Source organism: Ruegeria sp. I1, from assembly GCF_056532675.1.
On sequence record NZ_JBQFNM010000006.1, the window covers coordinates 188,676 to 208,090 of the forward strand.

Below are 19,415 nucleotides of genomic sequence, written 5' to 3' on the forward strand. Positions count from 1 at the left end.
TTATTCGGGGAAGGCCGCGTCAAGCAAGCTGCGCGCGCCGTGCAAGATGCGAGTGCGTTCGGCACTACATTCCGGCAGGATGTGCTGGGCAAAGAAGAGCGCGGTGGCGATCTTCTGCGTCATGAACTGCGTGTCCTGCCCATCGTTCAACGCTGCCTGCGCGGGCGTGACACTCTTTGCCAGTTTCCAACCCGCCGCAAGCGTACCTGCCAGCATCAGGAACGGGACCGAGCCCGCAAAAGCGGCGTCGATATCTTTGCGGCTGTTTTGCAATAGCCATTCCAACGCGGCTTCAAATGCGGCGCGTGCCTGCGCAAGGCTTGCGCCGATGGCTTGCGCGGTGGCATCGCCTTCTGCCAACTCGGCCTCGGTTGCCGCAATGCGGGCGGCGAACCGGCGCGCAGTCTCGCCCCCGTCGCGCATGACTTTGCGGCCCAGAAGGTCGTTGGCCTGAATGGCGGTGGTGCCCTCGTAAATCGGCAGAATGCGAGCGTCGCGGTAGTGCTGAGCGGCTCCGGTTTCTTCGATGAAGCCCATGCCACCGTGGATTTGAACCCCCAGAGAGGCGACCTCGACCGCGCGTTCCGAGCAGAAGCCCTTGACCAGCGGAACCATGAACTCAGCCAGAGCGGCCATATCCGGATCATCCTGATGATGCGCGATGTCCAGCAGGCCCGCTGTGGCCGCCGCCATAGCGCGCCCGCCTTCGGTGAGGCTGCGCATCCGCATTAACATGCGGCGCACGTCGGGGTGTTCGATGATCGCCACGGCGTCCTTGGCCTGACCATTCACGGGGCGGCTTTGGACCCGGTCCCGCGCATAAGCCAAGGCGCGCTGATAGGCGCGTTCTGATGTCGCGATGCCCTGAACACCGACCGAAAAGCGTGCGGCGTTCATCATGATGAACATATATTCCAGCCCGTGGTTTTCTTCACCTATCAGGAAGCCCGTTGCGTCTTTGTATTCCAACACCGCCGTTGGGCTGGCGCGCACGCCCAGCTTGTGTTCGATGCTGACACAGTTCACCGAATTCTCGGCCCCGACCGAGCCATCCTCTGCCACCATCTTTTGCGGGACGATGAACAGGCTCAGACCCTTCGGTCCGGCGGGCGCGTCAGGGGTGCGCGCCAGAACCAGATGGATGATGTTCTCAGTCAGGTCATGCGCGCCATATGTGATGAAGATCTTGGTGCCGGACACGCCATAGCTGCCATCCTCGCGCCGCACCGCCTTGGTCGAGACGCGACCCAGATCGCTGCCCGCCTGCGGTTCGGTCAGGTTCATCGTGCCCGACCAGCGCCCTGCAATTAAAGGCTCCAAATAAATAGCTTTCTGCGCGTCCGAGCCTGTCAGCAGCAACGCCTCAATCGCGCCGTCGGTCAGCAAGGGACACAGGCCAAAGCTCATGTCGGCGGCATTCAGCATCTCGACCGCCGCTGCGCCAACTGTTTTCGGAAGCCCCATGCCGCCGTATTCCACAGGATGGGTCAGGGCCTGCCAACCCATTTCGACGAATTGTGCATAAGCTTGCGCATCCCCTTCAGGCATCGTTACCCGCCCTTTGTCGAACCGGGCACCCAATGTATCTCCGATATGAGATAACGGCGCGATTTGTTCACCGCAGAACCGGGCGTAACCATCCAAAGCAGCCCCAATGTCCGCCAGATCATAGTCCGAATACACCGCCAAAGAGGACACCTGATCCCAATGCGAGAGGTGTTCAATACAAAACATCAAATCCTGCACGGGCGGTTGATAGGACATGACTGCCTCCTCCTCTCGGCAACTATGGTTTCGCGTCATATATCTGTGCCAAGACTTGCAGATAAGCTCATATCTTGACAAGCTTGTATCCGATTGCGCCAAACTATAGTTGCTATGACTCGTCCCGACCCCATCTCTCTGACCACCGTATCGGCGGGTTTTGTCCAAGATTGGCTGGACGCTCTGACATCGTGTTGCACCCCGCCGGAGATGTCCTCTCTGCTACGGCGCTCGGGCCTGCAACCCGGCCCAATGGCATCGACCCAGCGCGTTACGCTCGACGAGATCGCACAGCTCTATCAGTTAGCCGCGCCCGAGACCGGCGACGAGATGATGGGATTGTGGAGCCGCCCAATCCGCCCCCGCGCGCTGCAACATCTGGTGACCGTGCAGCGTGAGGCGGGCAGTCTGACTTCGGCCCTGTATCGGTTTACGACATTCTGGAACCTGTTGCTTGATGATTTCCGGCTGGTCCTGGATACCGCATCCGATCAGGTGGAGTTGAAGCTGATCCCCTATCTGGATCATACCCGACCGCAACGCTTTGGTCATATGCTATTGCTGAAACTGGCGCATGGACTTTTATCTTGGCTCAGCGGGGTGGAGACACCGGTCAAAGCTGTGAACTTTGCCTTTCCCCGTCCCGATTTTGCAGCCGACTATGCCGTGGTCTTCCCCTGCCCCGTCGAATTTGACGCACCGTATACAAGCATTTTATTTGATCCCAGCAAATTCAGCCGTCCGATTGCACGCAGTTCTACCGAAGCTTCGGTTTTTCTTCTGCGCGCGCCGCTTGATTGGATTTTCACCGGTTCACGCGCGCATACCTGCAGCCTGCGGGTCCGCGCCTTTCTATACAGCGCGTCCTGGCAAACCTGTCAGCTGCCGGATGCTGCCCTTGCCCTTCAGATGACACCCCGCACACTGAACCGGCGATTGAACGAGGAAGGCACATCCTTTCAGGATATCAAAGACGCTTTGCGCCGCGACATCGCCATACGTGCCTTGCTACAGGGACAAGATAGCATCGAGCAGATCGCCTATGAGACCGGCTTTTCCGCCCCAGCGAATTTTTACCGGGCTTTTCGGAAATGGACAAACCGGACCCCTGGGTCCTACAAGAAGCACACTCCATAAATGCGCTAACTTTCTTTACCCATCTGGCCCAGAACCAAAGGCTTTGCAACACACGTCCTGATCGGAACCACACGGTCGCGACGCTAAGTGCGCGACGCCTCGAACGCAGCCCAGGCTGTTTCAAAGGCTTCAAAATCAAATCCTGCTGCGCGTGCAGGGGCAAGGATCAGTTTTTCGGTTTCAAGCAATTTGAGGATTGCCTGTTCGAGCCGGTCCACAACCTCGGGCGGGATCACCAAAGCGCCGTGGCGGTCGGCGTGAACAAGATCGCCGTTCTGAATCTCAAGGCCGAATATGGACACCGGAGTACCGATTTCGCACACATGCACGAACCCATGGCTGGGTCCGATTGACCCAGCAACAACCGGGAAATCATCGGGCAGATCGCCAAGATCACGCATCACGCCATTGGTCAGCGCGCCGCTGATGCCGAACCCCTTATGGACGGTGGTGTTGATCTCGCCCCAATAGGCGCCAATGCAATCGGGATAGTCCAGATCCTCCACCACAGTAACAGCCGGGCCGGTCCCGGTTGCCATATGCCGATAATACTCCATCCGGCGTTTTCGGATCACCTCGGGCGATTCCGTAGGTGGGTTCACGGCGGCAATCTTTGCGGTGCGGGCATATCCGACCATGGGTTTCGCTTCAGGGTCAGAACACTGCATGGTCCCGCGGGTAAATGCGTTGAAGCCACGCTTGCCTTGCGCCACTTCGATTGCGTTGCAGACTGTCGGGGTATCGACTGATCTGAGCAGGTCCAAAAGGGTTTGTTTCATATCGCCTCCAACCAGCGGGTCAACGCCGCTGTTGTTCTCTCGGGTTGTTCCAATGTGGGCAGGTGGCCCGCATCTTCGATGATCTCAAACCGGCTTTGGGGCATCAGACTATGCATCAGCTCGTGGCGTGATACTGGGCACAGAGTGTCCTCTCGCCCGCATAGCACCAGCGCAGCGCCGTCATAGGCCCGCAAGGTCGCGCTTTGATCCGGACGATCTCGGAGTGCCTTGGACTGATTGACAAAAACCTCAGGCCCGAGGTCGGTTGCCATCTCCATGCAAAGGTCCAGAATAGCGCTGCGATTTGGCCCGTCAGTCAGATAGTTGGGCTTCATCTCCTCGGCCATTACCGCGCGCAACTGGCCACCCAAGACGACGTCGATCTGAGGTTGGCGTCTGGCTTTGACCTCGTCTTTTTCTGCCAAAGGGTTGGTGTCCAATAGGGCCAGCCCACAAATGCGGTCGGGAGCCTGACGCAGAACCTCCATCGCAACGATCCCGCCCATGGACAGCCCTGCTATGGCAAAGCGCGGGGGGGCGAAGGACAGTACTTCGGCAGCCAGCGCCTCCACCGTGTCGCTCGCGCCAATTGGGGCGGTTATGATTGGCCTGTGTCCTGACAACGCCGCGATCTGTGGCGCAAACAGGCGTGCATCGCACATCATACCCGGCAATAGAACAAGCGGGGTCATTTGAGCAGGGAAACCCCTTCGGACAGCGCCCCCAGCTTGGCATAGGCGATGTCGGGATCAACCGCGCCGAACCCGGCGAAGGTCCCAAAGCCGCAATCCGAGCCGGCCACCACACGATCAGCGCCAACGATATCAACAAAGCGTTGGGTACGTTGGGCGACCACTTCGGGGTGTTCGACGAAATTGGTCGTGGTATCGACCACGCCAGGCACCAGCACCTTGTCGTCCGGTATCTCATCCTTGCGGTCACGGAACACGGTCCATTCATGCGCGTGGCGCGGGTTCGAGGTTTCAAACAGCACATATCGCGATTTGGTGTTCATCAGCGTTGTGAACACCTTGTCCATGCCGATGTCACAGCAATGCGGCCCTTCGTAATTCCCCCAGCAAATATGCACGCGCACCTTGTCTGCGGGCACGTTCTGCAGCGCATGGTTCAGGGCTTCGACATGCATATCGGCAACCTTGACGAACTCTTCATCAGAAAGCTCGGTGAACAGCATGTGGCGAGACAGGGCCAAATCGGGGCAGTCCAGCTGCAGGTCCAAACCGGCAGCGACAATGGTCTCGTACTCGTTCTTCATCGCATCGGCGAGCGCGGACAGATAGGCCTCGCGCGTGGGGTAGAAATCATTTTGCAGGAATAGCGAGATCACGCCGGGGCTCGCTGCATTCATGAACCCGCGATCAACTCCATGCTGCGCCATTGCCGCCTTAAGGTTCGCTATATCTTTCTGCAACTCTCCCTGCCCTTTCGAGCGCACCTCGCCCACACACATAGGGCGCGCATATTGAGGGGTGCCGCCATCATCGGCCAGACGTTTCAAAAAACCTGGGAACATCTTCAGATCCGCTGGTGCGTTGCGAGGGCTATCCCCCGCAAATCCGGTGTAGCGGTCTTTGACATAGGTCGCGTATGAAATCTTCGAGGTTTCGCCATCCGACACGATGTCGACCCCAGCCTCGACCTGCTTGCGGACGGTTTCAGCCACCGCTGACGTCATGCACGCATCAAATTCGGCTTGGTCAAACTCTTTTGTATTCTCTCGTGCGAAAATGAAATCCACAACCTCCTGAGATCGCGGCAGAGACCCGACATGTGTTGTTTTGACGGTCATGGGACCTCCTTACATCTTGTGTGCCATCAGCACGGTATGGCTTTGGGTTTCGGGATCTTTGGCCAGAAATCCGCTTAAGATCATACCGTTGTCTTCGAGACAGGCCGCATAGCCAGCCGGGGAAAGCGAGGCGTGGTAAACCAGTTCACCACCAACGGTCCCTTGCGCCTCACCCGCGCTATGCCCCACAGTCAGCATCAACATACCGCCGCTGCGCAGATGGCGCGCCATTCGCGCAATGCAGGCTTTTTGTTCGTCCGCGGTTAGGTGGAAAAAGCTGTTCCAGGCAATAATCCCGTCGAACCTTTGGCTCAGCTCAAAATCCCGCATATCGGCCTGTAGCCAATCCCCTTTGGGCCAACGGCTGCGGGCGATTTCAAGCATAGCCTCAGAAAAATCAACACCCGTGACGTTAAACCCCTCGGCCATGAACCAACGCGCAATTGGCTCGCCCGCACCACACCCCAGGTCCAGCACATGACCACCGGGTTTCAGGTTGGCGGTGAAGCGCGCCAGCCAGCGCGCTTCGAACAGGGCCCGCGAGCGTTGCTCGTCATAGGCCCTGGCCTGCCGTTCATAGACGGCATGGGTATCGTCGGGGTTTACCGTCATCCGACCCAGGTGGCACCGGCCGGATCGTCGGTGGCTGTGATCCGGTACAGGCCCGCCTGCCCGGTCATGGACGGTGCGACGCTATAGGTTTCGCCGGGTAAGACCAGCGCGGTATCACCGTTGGACAATGTGGTCTCAACATCGTTGATCGCTATCCGCCAATGACCGCTTGCGGGCATCAGAACCACAGGTTTTTCAGCTTTCAACGGGCCGTTCACTGCCGATCCACGGGTCAGGAAATCGACCTCAAAACCCGGCTTATCTTTGATCAGGCCGTTTTCGCCAATCACCACCGCAGGTTCATTGGCCGCCAAAGCCATCAGGTCCCAATACCGGGCGACATATTTGCCGATCACTTCCCCAACCGGAACCTCCGGGTAAGCCTTCAGTTCCTCTTCGGTCAGCAACGGCATAGGCTGCACGTTATGAGGAAGTTCCTCGCCTTTCTTGCTGTCGTACAGAACCCCGTTGTTGCCCAGCATCAAACCATGGGCTTGCGCATCCTCGATAACCTGAGGGGCCCATGTTACGCCTCCGCCCGCATCGTCGCCGCCAAGGATCGACATGATCATTCCATAATCCTGACCCACATTTTCAAACCCACGGAAGATGCCCGTTGGGATGTTGAAGATGTCGCCTTCCTCTGCGATGAACTCACCCGCCGTGCCATAGCGGCCCCAGAAGAACCGCCAACGGCCTTTGGCGACAAAGAACACCTCGGCCGTCGTGTGGCTGTGCAGCGAGTTGCGGCATTTCGGCGGTTGCCCCGCCGCGCCGATATTGAACCCGATCTTGTCGGTGATGTGGACATGCTGGTCCGGGCTTTCTGAAACACCACCGCCCACAATGGTAAAGTTCTCTTTCTGGTCCGAGCCCGGCGTATGTGCGTCAATAAACGCGGTTTTGCAGGGTTGCAACTCGCCATAGCGAACAATGCGGCTTTGAATTGTACTCATCTCTGTCTTCCTTTTGTTTGGGGTTTCTGGTTCAAAACCCCAAATCCGGGCGGGCGGTTATTTAACCGCCGCGCGCGCAGACTGGCCCGATGGGCGTGGTAGCGCCGCATCGACTGTCGTGCGTCCAGATTTGACATCAGATGTCGCATGTTACAGATCGCCGGTTTTCAACAGAATTTGCTTCCAGACAGATGTTTCGTCGAACAGAGTGTATTCGCGGCGCAGGCCCCAGGGGCCGAACTCTGCATGGCTGATGCCAAGGATAAAGACCTCGGCACCGGTTGGTTTGCCAAACACGCCCCAGCCGTCATGCGTGCCGTGCAAGGTCCAGCGGATCGCCGCACGCGGAGGCATCATCGGGTCCTCTCGACCGATCTGATGCTGAATGGCGAATTCGGCATTTGGGAATGAGGCGCGCAGTCCCATCCAGAACCGATCTACCGGGCCCCAGCTGTGTCCAGTTACACCACCGGGATATTCCGACTGAACGGCCCGGTCGTATTCGGCCTCAACTGCGGCCATATCTGCGTTCATGATCCGGTTCAGGATATCGGCGTATTTCTCACCCCATTCGTTGTCATTGCCGCTGCCTTTGTACGGTCCCGGCTGCTCATTTAAAGGGGTATAGGGCTGCACACAGGCCTCGGGGCCGCCCTCACGCATGATCAAGTCGCGGGCATAGTCCTTGGGGTCCCAACCCATTTGCTGCACGATGGCGCTCTGATCCCGGATCAGCCATTCATCGTCGATCTTATTGTTGATCGCGTGACAATCAGCCAGGATACGATAGACCAGTTTCTTGCCTGTTGCATTGCCATAGACACCATTGCCCAAATGGGTCGCCGTCGAAATGATGCGATGCGACGACAACATCCCTTGTTCCGGCGTACCCGACCAGATGACATCTTCGCCCAGCAGCGTGCGGTCGGGAAATTCGGCCAGCGTTGCCATCGTGGCCGCAATCACGCCCTGATTGCCGACGACCACAGAACCGGGGGTGCGCACAACGATATCCGCACCGTAGTAGTCATGCAGCGTGGCAATGCCGCGATCTTCCCAGATCTCTTTGGTGATCCCGATAATATAGTCGGGAAAGTCTTTGAATTTGGGATCAAATCCCTTCATGTCTTCCATCCTTCAGGTATGCGGGCAGACCCGCGAATGATCAGCGGTCCGTCAATCTCAAGCTGCCTGGGTTCTATCTCCGGGTCGTCGATTTTGCTGAGCAATATGTCCACGGTTTCAGCCACCATGCGGTTGGCGGGCTGCCGGACCGTTGTCAGGTCATAGCTGGGCCAGGCCGCGACGGCGACATCGTCATACCCCACTACGGAAACGTCTTCAGGGATCTTCAAACCCAACTCGAACCTCAGCGTGTCCATCACGGCAATCGCCATATGGTCATTGGCCACAAAGACAGCATCGGGTGGGTCTGAGGCGAACATTCGGCGGGCGGCTTCTTTGGACTCTTCTGTACCAAAGTTGCCGATCTCGCGGCTGTGTAGTGTCACGCGTGCCTCGTTCAGAGCCGCGACAAACCCTGTCTCACGATCTCGCTGGGTCGAAGCGCCTTCCCACCCGGCGATGTAGCTGATTTTCTTGTGTCCGGCAGCCAACAAGAACTCGGCCACTTTCCGGCCTCCGGCCAGATTGTCCGATGTCACTGACGACATGGACGGATCGTCCTGCCCCCGGTTGAACAGAACCATGGGCACCCCGGCTGACTGGCAGCGCGCAGACAGATCGGATGAAAGCGCAACCGAGGCGGCGATGATCCCGTCAACCTGAAAATCCAGAATTTCTCCGACAACCTTGTCTATGTTCTGAGCCGAGTTCGAGGCCATGAACACCAACGCATGATAGCCGCGCTCCTGCAACGTGTTGGTTAGCTTCTCAAGCGCTTCAGGATAGAACTGATTGTTCAGATACGCGACAACAAGCCCGATGATGCGGCTTTTGCCCGAGACCACCGCGCGGGCTAAAACATTGGGTCGATACCCCAATTGGTCCGCAGCTTTGCGGACTTTCGCAATGGTTTTTGCGGATGCGGACGCACCTGGCGTGAACACACGACTGACGGCGGACTGGCTTACACCGGCCAGTCGCGCGACATCCATCGATGTGACTTTTTGCACTGCCATCAATCCGCTGTCCAACCTCCATCCACCATCATAGATGTTCCGGTCACCAGCCCCGATGCATCCGAGGCCAGATAGACAACCGCGCCCATGATATCTTCGATTTCGCCCGGACGGCCCAGTTTGATCTTGTCGAGGATCCAGGCGCGCTTGTCCGGGTCATCGAAAGTCGGGCGCGTCAGATCGGTCAGAATGAAGGTCGGGCAGATTGTGTTGACGCGTATCTTTGCGGGTGCGAATTCCAACGCCATCGCCTTGCTGAACCCCTCGACCGCGAATTTCGATGCGCAATAGACCGCCCGCTCGCGCCCGCCGACATGGCCCATCTGGCTGGATATGTTGATCAGGGAACCGGGACGCCCTGCGGCCAACAGCCCTTTGGCCACGGCTTGCGTCAGAAAATAAGCGCCTTTGACGTTGATGTTCATCACCGCATCGAAATCTTCGGCATGTGTGTCGACCGCCTTGCTGTGGCGCGCCGAACCGGCAGAGTTCAGAAGGATGTCAAAGGGGCCATGTTCGGCCACGGCCGCAGTTGTCGCCTCGATATCGGTTACATCCAGTTCGAGCACTTTGGCAGACCACCCGCGCGCGGTCATATCTGCGGCGATCTCTTTCAGGGCATCTGTGCGGCGCGCAGCAAGGGTCACCTCGGCCCCGTGTTCGGCCAGTGCCACGGCGCAGGCTAGGCCTATGCCGGATGAGGCCCCGGCGACCAGTGCGTGTTTGCCGGTCAACTTGAAACTGGGTGTCGTGGGGAATTGAGCCATTTTAAACCTCGCCAACCGGGAATGGTATTTCACCCGGAACGCGGGCCTTGTTGAATTCGCGCAGACGCGCAAAGACGTCAACACCCAGCTGCCGATAGGCATCCAACAGGTCGACCAATACCCAATTTTCGCGGATCAAGCCATTCTCAAGCCGCCAGAAATCAAGCGATCGCAGACTGATCCGCCTATTCGACGGCGCGATACCCATCCACCCATCATGGGTGACGGTCTGGATCATGTTTGGCCAACCTGTCACGGCGGCGTAATCCGCATCTCCAAAGAAATGATACGTGATGTCGTCGACGTATTTTCCGCGATCCGGCATGCCGTTGAGAAACGGTATCTGATGCCAGTTGCGGAACCCGGCGATCCCGCGCCCGGTGCCGATTCCGGCGGGGCCGTACCAATTCATGCGTGGATGCCAGAACCGCTGCATCTCCATCACTTCTGGCCCACCCTGGCTTGGATGTTTCTTGAGATGGTCCAGCATGTCGATAATGTGATTACAGGAGGACTTCGACTGCGCCTCATTCCACGGGCCCGGTACGATACCATCCTGAGTTGCCGGGCCCGGCACGCAGAATTCCAGCCCCAAAGATGGAGCCATCGGCCAGGCCCTGGCCTGCATCATGACCTCGGGAATGTCCCAGATCGCCTGAAGCTCGACCACCTGACCATCGACGATCCGGTAGAATTCGTGGAACCGCATATGGGTCAAGTGACCTGTTGGCGGAATGTCCAGCCAAGGGGCGACAAAAGTGCCGTAGTAGTGGCCCCCGCACCCGATCCAGTCATCGCCATGTTCGGTGCACCCGCCAACTACGATCCAATCGCGCCGTTCCAGATCAGGCATCGCCTTCAACAGTGGCGCATGGCAGATCTGATACAGCGCCTGCGGCCCCTTAAGATCCCCGAAAGGATGCGGCATGTGAACCATGGCGTCCGGGGCAAACGCGCCGTTTAGCGTTGCCTGCACCCGCACATCATCAAAATCGTGCATCGCCGCACGAAGCGGCGCAATCAGCGCTTTGTTCGCTGAATGCACATCACTCATTCTGCGGCCTCGCGATAGGGTGCGCCTTCGCCATAGGGCACATTGATCCCGCCATAGCGGCGTACCCGGATGTTGCATTGCTCGGCATGACCCACAAAGCCTTCGAGCATACACAGGCGCGAGCCGAATTCGCCAATCATGGTCGCGGCCTCATCGGTTGTGACCTTCTGATAGCTGTGAGTTTTCATGAACTTACCGACCCAGAGACCACCGGTATAGCGCCCGGCTTTCTTGGTAGGCAGGGTATGGTTGGTGCCGATTACCTTATCGCCATTTGCCACATTGGTGCGCGGCCCGAGGAACAGCGCGCCATAGCAGGTCATGTTCTCCAGGAACCAGTCATCACGGTCTGTCATCACCTGCACGTGCTCGGACGCGATGTCATCTGCCACTTGCAGCATCTCGTCATACGTGTCGCAGACGATCACCTCGCCATACTCATCCCAGCTGACCCGCGCGGTGCCCGAGGTTGGCAGGATACCCAGAATGCGCTCAACCTCGGCCAGCGTATCTTCGGCCAGCTTGCGCGAATTGGTGAGCAATACACAGGGGCTGTTATATCCGTGCTCAGCCTGACCCAGCAGATCGGTCGCGCAAAGTTCCGCATCGGCGGCAGTTTCATCGGCGATGACCATAGTCTCGGTCGGCCCTGCGAACAGGTCGATACCCACACGGCCAAAGAGCTGACGTTTGGCTTCGGCGACAAATGCGTTGCCGGGGCCCACCAGCATATGCACAGGCTCGATCGTCTCAGTCCCGATCGCCATTGCACCGACGGCCTGGATACCGCCCATCACATAGATCTCATGCGCGCCACCCAGATGCATTGCCGCGATCACGGCTGCATTTGGTTTGCCATTGAACGGCGGGGTGCAGGCGATAATCCGTGGCACACCTGCCACCTTGGCTGTGGCCACCGACATATGCGCCGAGGCCACCATCGGGAACTTGCCGCCAGGCACATAGCAACCCACGGATTGAACCGGGATGTTCTTATGGCCAAGGATCACGCCCGGTAGCGTCTCAACCTCGATATCCAGCATCGAATCCCGCTGCGCTTGCGCAAAGTTCATCACTTGCTCTTGCGCAAACCTGATATCCGCCAGCTCGCGATCAGACAGCGAGGCGATCAGGTCATCGATCTGCTGCTGACTCAGGCGATAGCTTTCCGGCGAGTAATTGTCGAACTTCTCGGACAACTCGCGTACGGCCGCATCGCCGCGCGTTTCGATATCCTTCAACGTTGCCTCGACGACTGCGCGTGTTTTGGCGTCATCCTCTGCTCTGTCAGCCTCGGGTTTGCCGCGTTTGAGATATTCGATAGCCATTGTCCTGATCCTCAGTTGTCGGGCCGGGGCGGAGTTCTCTCTCCCCGGTCGAATGTTTCCCAGCCCTGCCCGTTGAACAAATCAACACCAAGCTGAGCAGCAACATGGGCGAAATCGACATTCACCCAGTTGTCGACGATCTTGCCGTCGACGACTTTCCAGAAATCCATGTACCGGATTTCAACTCTTTTCCCGGTGGGGGCTATCCCCAGAAACTCACCAGAATGGGTGGCTTCCTGACGGCCAAAGGCGGCCGCCCATTCCCCCATGTAAAGACGCGCCTCATCGATGCAGGTCTTGTCCGAGAACGCGGCCTGGAACGGGCGTTGCCAGTTTTCCTGAAACTCCTGCAGGCCGGTTTTGGTGCCACAGCCTTGATTACCCATCCAGCGGAAGCCTTGGGCGAAGAATTCGCCAATATCGTCGATGCGGTGATCGTTCAACCCGTCAACCATGCCTTCGATGACAGCGCGGGTTTCTTCCGTTTTGCACATATCCGTGTTTTTGGTCAGCACGGCTTGTTCGGGGCGCGAACCCTTCATGTTTCTATTCCTTATTTGGTTGCCAAGAGGTTTTCTGCGTCGCCTGGGAGGGTCAATCGGCTATCAGAAAATCCCTTGGCATCCGGTTGAGTGCCGGGTGGCGCGCAACGGCGTTATGTCTTGCACTCGCGCTCATCAGCCCTTGACCGCCCCGGCGGTCAGGCCACCGACAATCTGGCGCTGGAAGAACATGACCAGGATGAACAGAGGCACGGTGGCTGAAACCACTGCGGCGACCGCAAACATCACATTGCCTTCTGTTTGGGTGGTCCCGAGGAAGGCCGCGATGGCAGGCACCATGGTACGATTGCTTTCAGACAGCAGCATCGCGCCCACGGCAAAGTCGTTATAGGCCAGCAGGAAGGAAAACAGCCCGGTGGTAATCACGCCCGGCCACATCACCGGAATGATCACGCGGCGGAAGGCCTGGAACTGGTTGCAGCCATCAACCTTGGCACTTTCGTCCAACTCGCTTGGAATGTTCTTGAAGAAGGAATGCAACATCCACAGGGTGAACGGCTGGTTGATCGCCACCAGTACGATGATCGTGGTCGGTAGAATGCCCCAGATGTTCCATTCAAAGAACGGCAGCAGATACCCTGAAACCAGCGTGATCGGCGGCATGGCACGGAAGATTAGCGCGGTAATCAGCAACCAGAAGGTGTAATTGTAGGACGACCGCGACAGGGCATAACCTCCCAGCGTGCCAATCGTCAGCGAGATGGTTACCACAAAGAAACAGACGATCCCTGTGTTCAGAACATTGCGCCAGAACTCCTCTTGGATCCACGCGCCCTCGTACCCGGTGGTGGTAAAGGGCGAGCCATAGACAGCCTCAGTCCGGGCACCGGTTAGGGCATTGGTCCAATCTGCGATTGAGAAGAAATCAAGCTCAACCTTAAACGACCCCCATACCGTCCACAGGAACGGAAAGGCCGCTAGGACAAACCAAAGGAGCACGAACAGGGACGAGGCGACCCGAAGGCTTGTTGGCATTCTTTGTGCGCGACTGGCCATGTTATCGTGCTCCTTTAAAGTCGCGCCAGGTGCGGACAAGCACGGGCGACAGAAGAATGGCGACGCCGATTATCGTCATCACAGAGGTTGCGGCGGCAGATGAGAGCTGGCGGGTTTCACCGCCAAGGTCATCAAATATGAAGGTACTGAGAGATTGCGCGTGTGCCTGAGCGCTGAAGCCGATGATTGGTTCAAACACCTTGAAGTTATCCATCAGCTGGATCAGAGCCACAAACGTGACCAGAGGCATCAGGTGCGGGACGACCACGAACTTGACCTGTTGCCAGCGGGTTGCGCCATCAATCTGTGCAGCTTCGATCTGATCCTGTGGCAGCGTTTGCAGCCCGGCATAGAACACGACGAAGGCAAATGGGGCCGAGCTCCAGACGCCATAAACCATCAAGGCCACCCACATCAGCCCGGTCGAGGCCTTGAGGCTGAAATTCGGGTCTCCTGCCATGTACACAAGGGCGTTTCCGATGACACCGCGACTGTCGATCATCCAGAACAGGATCAGCGAACCGATCAGCGGAGTGACGATCATGGGCAGAAGAGAGAAGAAGATCATCAGCCCTTTGAGGTGCCGATGCAACGAATTCACAGCCAGTGCAATGACCAGACCCAGCAGGATCGTCAGCGGCGTTACAATGAAGGTAAACGTCAGCGTAAACGCCATTGCACGATAGAATGGCAGGTTACCTAGGTCCGAGAAAAAGCCGCCAAAAGTCTCATTGGCCGCCCACATCTGGCTGATTTCCTGGATCGCCAGGTGACCGCGGTCAAAATAGATGCCCAGCCCAACAAACCGACCCAAAGGTTGAGCCTCCCGCAGGGCGGCAGTGGCCTCTTGGTCGATGGTCGTTTCTGTTGTGCAGCCGATCAGCGGTGTACAGTTTTCTACTTCCAACAGAACGGCGGGATGTGGTGCAAAGATCGATTGGATCACGACCGACACGATGGGCATCGCGATGAACAGCAACATCGCAAGTCCTGTGGGCAGGAAGAACCAAAGGAATGTCTTATGGCGCATGTCGCAATCCTTGCATCGGTGTGTTTGTGCGGGCGGCTACCAGAGGCGCCCGCACAAGCTGCGTTTTACTGCAGGTAGCCTTGCTCGATGGCTGCGGCGCGATAGGCGGCCTCGACATCGGCGAGGGCCTGTTCAGCGCTTTCCTTGCCCTGCATGAAGTCGGCCAGTTCGTTGCCAAGCGCACTGTGCATCAGACCCATGTACGGCAGCATCGGATAGGCGGGTGTGCCCATTTTAGCCGCTGCAAACACGCCTTCTGCATCAGCAGCGGGCTCGTAGCCTTCGATCAGCCAAACCGCCAGCGGCGTGGTCTCATCATTCAGCATGTCCGGACGGATGCCGTGTTTCATGGCGATGAAGGTGGCCTCGGCCTCTTCATCCGAGATGTTCTTGCCGACGGTCCAGCCATCCCACCATAGGGTCGATGCCGGGGTTTCCCCGCCGCCCACTGTCAGCGGTGCACCAATTGCGTGACCATCGATCACCTCTTGCAGCACGCCTTCGGTGGTGGTCTGCTGCGAGGCACGCGATCCCCACATGTTCATGATCGCAACGTTGCCGGCGCGGTATTCAGCGTTGGTGGCGTTGGAATCATGGGTCAGGAAGTCGGGATTCATGTATTCCGACAGCGCCTTCATCATGTTCAGCGCATTCACACCAGCCTCAGAATTCACATTGGGCTCGGCTGTGCCGGGCTGGAAGTGCTGACCGCCATAGCCAAGGAACATGTTGTTGAATTCCTGCGCCAGGTTCCAACCGGATTGGTAAGCACCGCCAACAGGGTTCTGCATGATGCCCTGCTCACGAATGGCCTCGGCCACCTCAAGCAGTTCCTCATAGGTCGTCGGCACTTCGACACCCGCTTGCTCCAGCACGTCCTTGCGGTACATCAGGTGCTGCGCGTTCGCCATGAAGGCGACGGCCATGATGTCATCGCCGATCTTGATCAGCTGTCCCGGCTGCAGATCCTGACCATGCTTTTCCACCAGATCGTTCAGCGGACGAATGACATCTTCGTTCATCAAAGCCACAATCGAGCTGTTGGCGATAATGGCGCTTGTGTATTCCGACGGGTTGCCCGAAAGACCAGCCACGTTGATCGTCTGGTGCTCGGATGTCAGGTTGGATTCAACCGACGCGCCGGTACATTCCTTGGCACCGGCCGCAACCGCCTGAATGGCCGCAAATTCGTTGCCAACAATGTTGACCCGACCGCCGATTTCGCAGGCATATCCTGCGCTTGCGGCAAAGGCGGCGACTGAGCCAGCCAATGCAATTCTCTTTAGAAACATGAGTATTCCTCCCTAGATGGAATGGGTGCATCTTCGAAGTCTGCACCCGGGTTTGACCCGTCGTTGCGGGCTTGATTTCACCGTTTAGCCGGTCAGGCGCGCACCTGTTTGTGCATCGAACAGATGGCAGTGATCGGTATGGATGTGGATCGAAACCTGATCGTCGATTTCAGCCCGATAGGTCTTGTCAGCCTTGACCGAGACCAGCGCACCACCGATCCGAACCGAGACCATGGTGCTGTCGCCCAAAAGCTCTTGCGTGTAGATTGGCGCGTTGATCTCACCGCCGCTTTCCACAACATTTGCGTCTTCGGCGCGAAAACCCAGTGTGATGGGGCCATCAGGCGCGTTCAGCCCGTGCACCTCGGTGCTTTGGGCGCGGAACACGCCGCCCTGAACCTCACCATCGACAAGGTTCATCGCCGGGTTGCCGATAAAGCTGGCTACAAATGTGTTGGCGGGTTCATCGTAGATATCGGTGGGTGAGCCAACCTGCTGAACCACACCCTGCTTCATGATCACCACGCGATCCGCCAGCGTCATCGCCTCAATCTGGTCGTGGGTCACGTAGATGGTGGTGACTGCAAGCTCATGGCTCAGGTTCTTGATCTGAGCGCGCGTCGAAACGCGCAGCTTGGCGTCAAGGTTCGACAGCGGCTCATCCATCAGGAACACGTTCGGCTCCCGCACAATAGCACGCGCCAGGGCAACCCGTTGACGCTGACCACCGGACAGTTCGGCCGGTTTGCGGTGCAGGAAATCGTCCAACTCAACCATCGCCGAAGCGCGACGCACCTTTTCATCATGGGTGGCGGGGTCAATGCCGCGAACTTTCAGCGGAAAGCGAATGTTCTCATAGACATTCATGTTCGGATAGAGCGCATAAGACTGGAACACCATGGCGACATCACGGTCCTTGGGCTCCATGTCATTGACGCGTGCACCGTCAATCAGAATGTCACCTTCGCTGGCATCTTCAAGCCCTGCAATCATGCGCATGGTCGTGGTTTTGCCACATCCTGACGGGCCAAGAAGAACCAGAAACTCCTTGTCGGCAATTGTCAGATCAAAATTGTCCACGCCGACAAATGATCCCCAACGTTTACCGACATTGCGAAGTTGGATTTCGGCCATTCTGTCCTCCCTTGCGCATTCATTGTGCATACGCTTGCAGAAACATAGACATTCAGAAAAGCCTATGGCAAGCTTTTTTTGCATGCGAATGCAAACTCTGTGGACAGCACCACCAAGCCCTCATTAACACATTGAAAGATAACAGAATGCCATATGAATCCGAGAAGAAACTCGTCCTCAGTTTTTACGAAGCGCTGAGTCGATGCGAGGACGCAACCGTCGTGGGAACACTCTCAAGATACTGCGCTGACGGGCTTGTTTGGCGGGGATTCCACCCCTTCAACGAACTACAGGGAATCGATGAAGTCGCCCGTGCATTCTGGCAACCACTCAGCGCCAGCCTGACCGGTTTACAGCGCCGAATGGATGTGTTCATGGCAGGCGCAAACGAGATCGACGGGTTCAACTCGGTTTGGGTCGTCTCAATGGGTCATCTGATGGGCTTGTTCGACACAAGCTGGCTGGGCATCCCGCCCACCGGCAAGATGGCCTTTCTGCGATATTGCGAGTTCAACAGGGTTGAGAACGGCAAAATCACCGAAACAGCGATGTATTTCGACATCCCTCATCTGATGATGCAGGCCGGTCTGCACCCCTTCCCGCCGCAAACCGCCGCCCAATTGGTTCAGCCGGGACCGATGACACATGATGGCCTGATGTTCGGCCCGCAGCCCACCGAAGAAGGCAACCGGACCCTTGCCATAATCAACGCAATGATCTCCGATCTTGGCCGTTGGGACAGCGGCCTGAGCCTTGAGGACGAGCTGCGCCGCACATGGTGTGAGGATATGATCTGGTGGGGCCCCTCTGGCATCGGCGCGACTTACACGATCGAACGCTATGCGAAACAACATGCAGGACCGTTCCGGGCATCGTTCGCTGAGCGTTCCAAGACCAATCACATCTGCCGTATGGCTGAAGGGCACTATGGTGGGTTCTTTGGCTGGCCGAACTTCACTGCACGTCCCACCGGCGGTTTCATGGGCATGCCTGCGACCGATAAGGCGGGTGAGTTCCGGGTGATCGACATCTATCGGCGCTCCGGGGATAAACTGGCCGAAAACTGGATATTCATCGACCTTCTTCACTTCTGGAAGCAACAAGGGGTCGATATTCTGGCCCGAATGGCCGAGGTGCCCAGAACATGACCGATTGGATCGACGCCCATCATCATCTTTGGGACCTGAGCGCTGTCCACTATCCCTGGCTTATGGCGCGCGGGGTGAAACGGTTCTTTGGCGACCCGACACCTATTCAGCGCGACTATCTGTTATCCGAATTCCGGTCGGAGGCCGCAGATTGCGGTATTCGCGCCTCGGTTCATATTCAGGTGGGCGCTGAAAGCGGGTTACAGGAAGCCCGGTGGGTGCAATCCGTCGCTGATGCCAATCCCGACTGGCCCATGGCGCAGGTGGTGTTTTGTGATCTCATCTCAGCGGATTTGTCTACGCAACTGGATACGTTTCAGACCTTGCCGACGGTCCGGGGTGTTCGCCAAATCATTGGACGCGCGCCAGGAGAGGATGCGCAGACCGGCACCAACACTCTGCTGGATCACCCTGGCTTTTTGAGTGGCCTCACAGAAGCCGGTCAGCGAGGCCTCAGCTTTGACCTGCAGCTTATTCCTGAGCTGATGGACAAGACCGCCCGCGTGTTGGAACAAGCGCCTGACACACCTGTTGCCCTTTGCCACGCAGGATCACCCCATGACCGAAGCTCGGCCGGTCTGAAGGACTGGGCCCAGAGACTGCGCAGCCTGTCCGAGCTACCCCATGTCACCTGCAAACTATCTGGATTGGGAATGTTCGATCATGGCTGGACCGTTGATAGCATTCGTCCGATGGTCGAAGAATGCCTGGATCAATTCGGACCCAAGCGGGTCATGTTCGGATCGAACTTCCCCGTCGATAAGCTTTACGGCGACTACGTCACGTTGATGCGGGCATATCAGAAGCTGATCCCAGTCGACGCGCATGCGCTCGTGTTTCGGGACACAGCCGCGCACTTCTATGGTCTTTATACGTCGGCCAAATGAACTTCCTGTATGAAACA

19 protein-coding genes are annotated in these 19,415 nt (G+C 57.6%); 3 read left to right on the forward strand and 16 right to left on the reverse strand.

What is annotated here, in order from left to right; genetic code table 11:
- Nucleotides 1-1,764 (reverse strand): acyl-CoA dehydrogenase family protein, encoded by a 1,764-nt coding sequence (locus ACR0DH_RS13180; RefSeq protein WP_480549723.1) that lies wholly within the window; start codon nt 1,762-1,764, stop codon nt 1-3.
- A 114-nt stretch (nt 1,765-1,878) separates the two neighbouring features.
- Here ACR0DH_RS13180 and ACR0DH_RS13185 point away from each other — a divergent pair, with 114 nt between their 5' ends.
- A complete protein-coding gene (locus ACR0DH_RS13185; RefSeq protein WP_480852361.1) occupies nt 1,879-2,901 on the forward strand; it encodes an AraC family transcriptional regulator in 1,023 nt (340 codons plus the stop codon).
- An 83-nt stretch (nt 2,902-2,984) separates the two neighbouring features.
- Here the strand turns inward: ACR0DH_RS13185 and ACR0DH_RS13190 are convergent, their stop codons facing one another.
- The 15 genes from ACR0DH_RS13190 to ACR0DH_RS13260 all read right to left on the reverse strand — a co-directional run bounded on the left by ACR0DH_RS13190 (nt 2,985) and on the right by ACR0DH_RS13260 (nt 17,363).
- Nucleotides 2,985-3,680, reverse strand: coding sequence for an RraA family protein (locus ACR0DH_RS13190; RefSeq protein ID WP_480544605.1), 696 nt, complete (start codon nt 3,678-3,680; stop codon nt 2,985-2,987).
- Entirely contained in the window at nt 3,677-4,372 is a 696-nt protein-coding gene (locus ACR0DH_RS13195; RefSeq protein ID WP_480549727.1) for an alpha/beta fold hydrolase, read from the reverse strand. The genes ACR0DH_RS13190 and ACR0DH_RS13195 overlap by 4 nt, the downstream gene beginning before the upstream one ends.
- Entirely contained in the window at nt 4,369-5,490 is a 1,122-nt protein-coding gene (locus ACR0DH_RS13200) for a cobalamin-independent methionine synthase II family protein (protein ID WP_480549729.1), read from the reverse strand. Before ACR0DH_RS13200 ends, ACR0DH_RS13195 begins: the two co-directional genes overlap by 4 nt.
- Nucleotides 5,491-5,499: 9 nt before the next feature.
- Nucleotides 5,500-6,102 (reverse strand): class I SAM-dependent DNA methyltransferase, encoded by a 603-nt coding sequence (locus ACR0DH_RS13205; protein ID WP_480549731.1) that lies wholly within the window; start codon nt 6,100-6,102, stop codon nt 5,500-5,502.
- A complete protein-coding gene (locus ACR0DH_RS13210; RefSeq protein WP_480549733.1) occupies nt 6,099-7,058 on the reverse strand; it encodes a cupin domain-containing protein in 960 nt (319 codons plus the stop codon). Before ACR0DH_RS13210 ends, ACR0DH_RS13205 begins: the two co-directional genes overlap by 4 nt.
- A gap of 150 nt (nt 7,059-7,208) precedes the next feature.
- Nucleotides 7,209-8,183 (reverse strand): nuclear transport factor 2 family protein, encoded by a 975-nt coding sequence (locus ACR0DH_RS13215; protein WP_480544597.1) that lies wholly within the window; start codon nt 8,181-8,183, stop codon nt 7,209-7,211.
- Complete coding sequence (locus ACR0DH_RS13220) at nt 8,180-9,199, reverse strand: LacI family DNA-binding transcriptional regulator (RefSeq protein ID WP_480544596.1); 1,020 nt, start codon at nt 9,197-9,199, stop codon at nt 8,180-8,182. Before ACR0DH_RS13220 ends, ACR0DH_RS13215 begins: the two co-directional genes overlap by 4 nt.
- Nucleotides 9,199-9,966: an SDR family NAD(P)-dependent oxidoreductase gene (locus ACR0DH_RS13225; RefSeq protein WP_480549735.1), complete on the reverse strand. Its 768-nt coding sequence runs from the start codon at nt 9,964-9,966 to the stop codon at nt 9,199-9,201. The genes ACR0DH_RS13220 and ACR0DH_RS13225 overlap by 1 nt, the downstream gene beginning before the upstream one ends.
- A 1-nt stretch (nt 9,967) precedes the next feature.
- The gene (locus ACR0DH_RS13230; protein WP_480549737.1) at nt 9,968-11,020 is read right to left on the reverse strand and encodes an ester cyclase; all 1,053 of its coding nucleotides are present in this window, start codon (nt 11,018-11,020) and stop codon (nt 9,968-9,970) included.
- Nucleotides 11,017-12,348, reverse strand: a complete 1,332-nt coding sequence (gene hisD / locus ACR0DH_RS13235; protein WP_480549739.1) for a histidinol dehydrogenase — start codon at nt 12,346-12,348, stop codon at nt 11,017-11,019. Before hisD ends, ACR0DH_RS13230 begins: the two co-directional genes overlap by 4 nt.
- A gap of 11 nt (nt 12,349-12,359) precedes the next feature.
- Complete coding sequence (locus ACR0DH_RS13240; protein WP_480549741.1) at nt 12,360-12,890, reverse strand: ester cyclase; 531 nt, start codon at nt 12,888-12,890, stop codon at nt 12,360-12,362.
- A 135-nt stretch (nt 12,891-13,025) separates the two neighbouring features.
- Nucleotides 13,026-13,907, reverse strand: a complete 882-nt coding sequence (locus ACR0DH_RS13245; RefSeq protein WP_170535375.1) for a carbohydrate ABC transporter permease — start codon at nt 13,905-13,907, stop codon at nt 13,026-13,028.
- Nucleotide 13,908: 1 nt separating this feature from the next.
- Nucleotides 13,909-14,937, reverse strand: coding sequence for a carbohydrate ABC transporter permease (locus ACR0DH_RS13250; RefSeq protein ID WP_480549743.1), 1,029 nt, complete (start codon nt 14,935-14,937; stop codon nt 13,909-13,911).
- A 65-nt stretch (nt 14,938-15,002) separates the two neighbouring features.
- Complete coding sequence (locus ACR0DH_RS13255) at nt 15,003-16,229, reverse strand: ABC transporter substrate-binding protein (protein ID WP_480549745.1); 1,227 nt, start codon at nt 16,227-16,229, stop codon at nt 15,003-15,005.
- An 84-nt stretch (nt 16,230-16,313) separates the two neighbouring features.
- Entirely contained in the window at nt 16,314-17,363 is a 1,050-nt protein-coding gene (locus tag ACR0DH_RS13260) for an ABC transporter ATP-binding protein (protein ID WP_170535381.1), read from the reverse strand.
- Between the two features lie 146 nt (nt 17,364-17,509).
- On the opposite strand from ACR0DH_RS13260, the gene ACR0DH_RS13265 reads away from it, so the two are divergent.
- Nucleotides 17,510-18,511 (forward strand): nuclear transport factor 2 family protein, encoded by a 1,002-nt coding sequence (locus ACR0DH_RS13265; protein ID WP_480549747.1) that lies wholly within the window; start codon nt 17,510-17,512, stop codon nt 18,509-18,511.
- On the forward strand, nt 18,508-19,398 hold the full coding sequence (locus tag ACR0DH_RS13270; protein WP_480549749.1) for an amidohydrolase family protein: 891 nt from the start codon (nt 18,508-18,510) through the stop codon (nt 19,396-19,398). The genes ACR0DH_RS13265 and ACR0DH_RS13270 overlap by 4 nt, the downstream gene beginning before the upstream one ends.
- Nucleotides 19,399-19,415 lie beyond the last annotated feature (17 nt).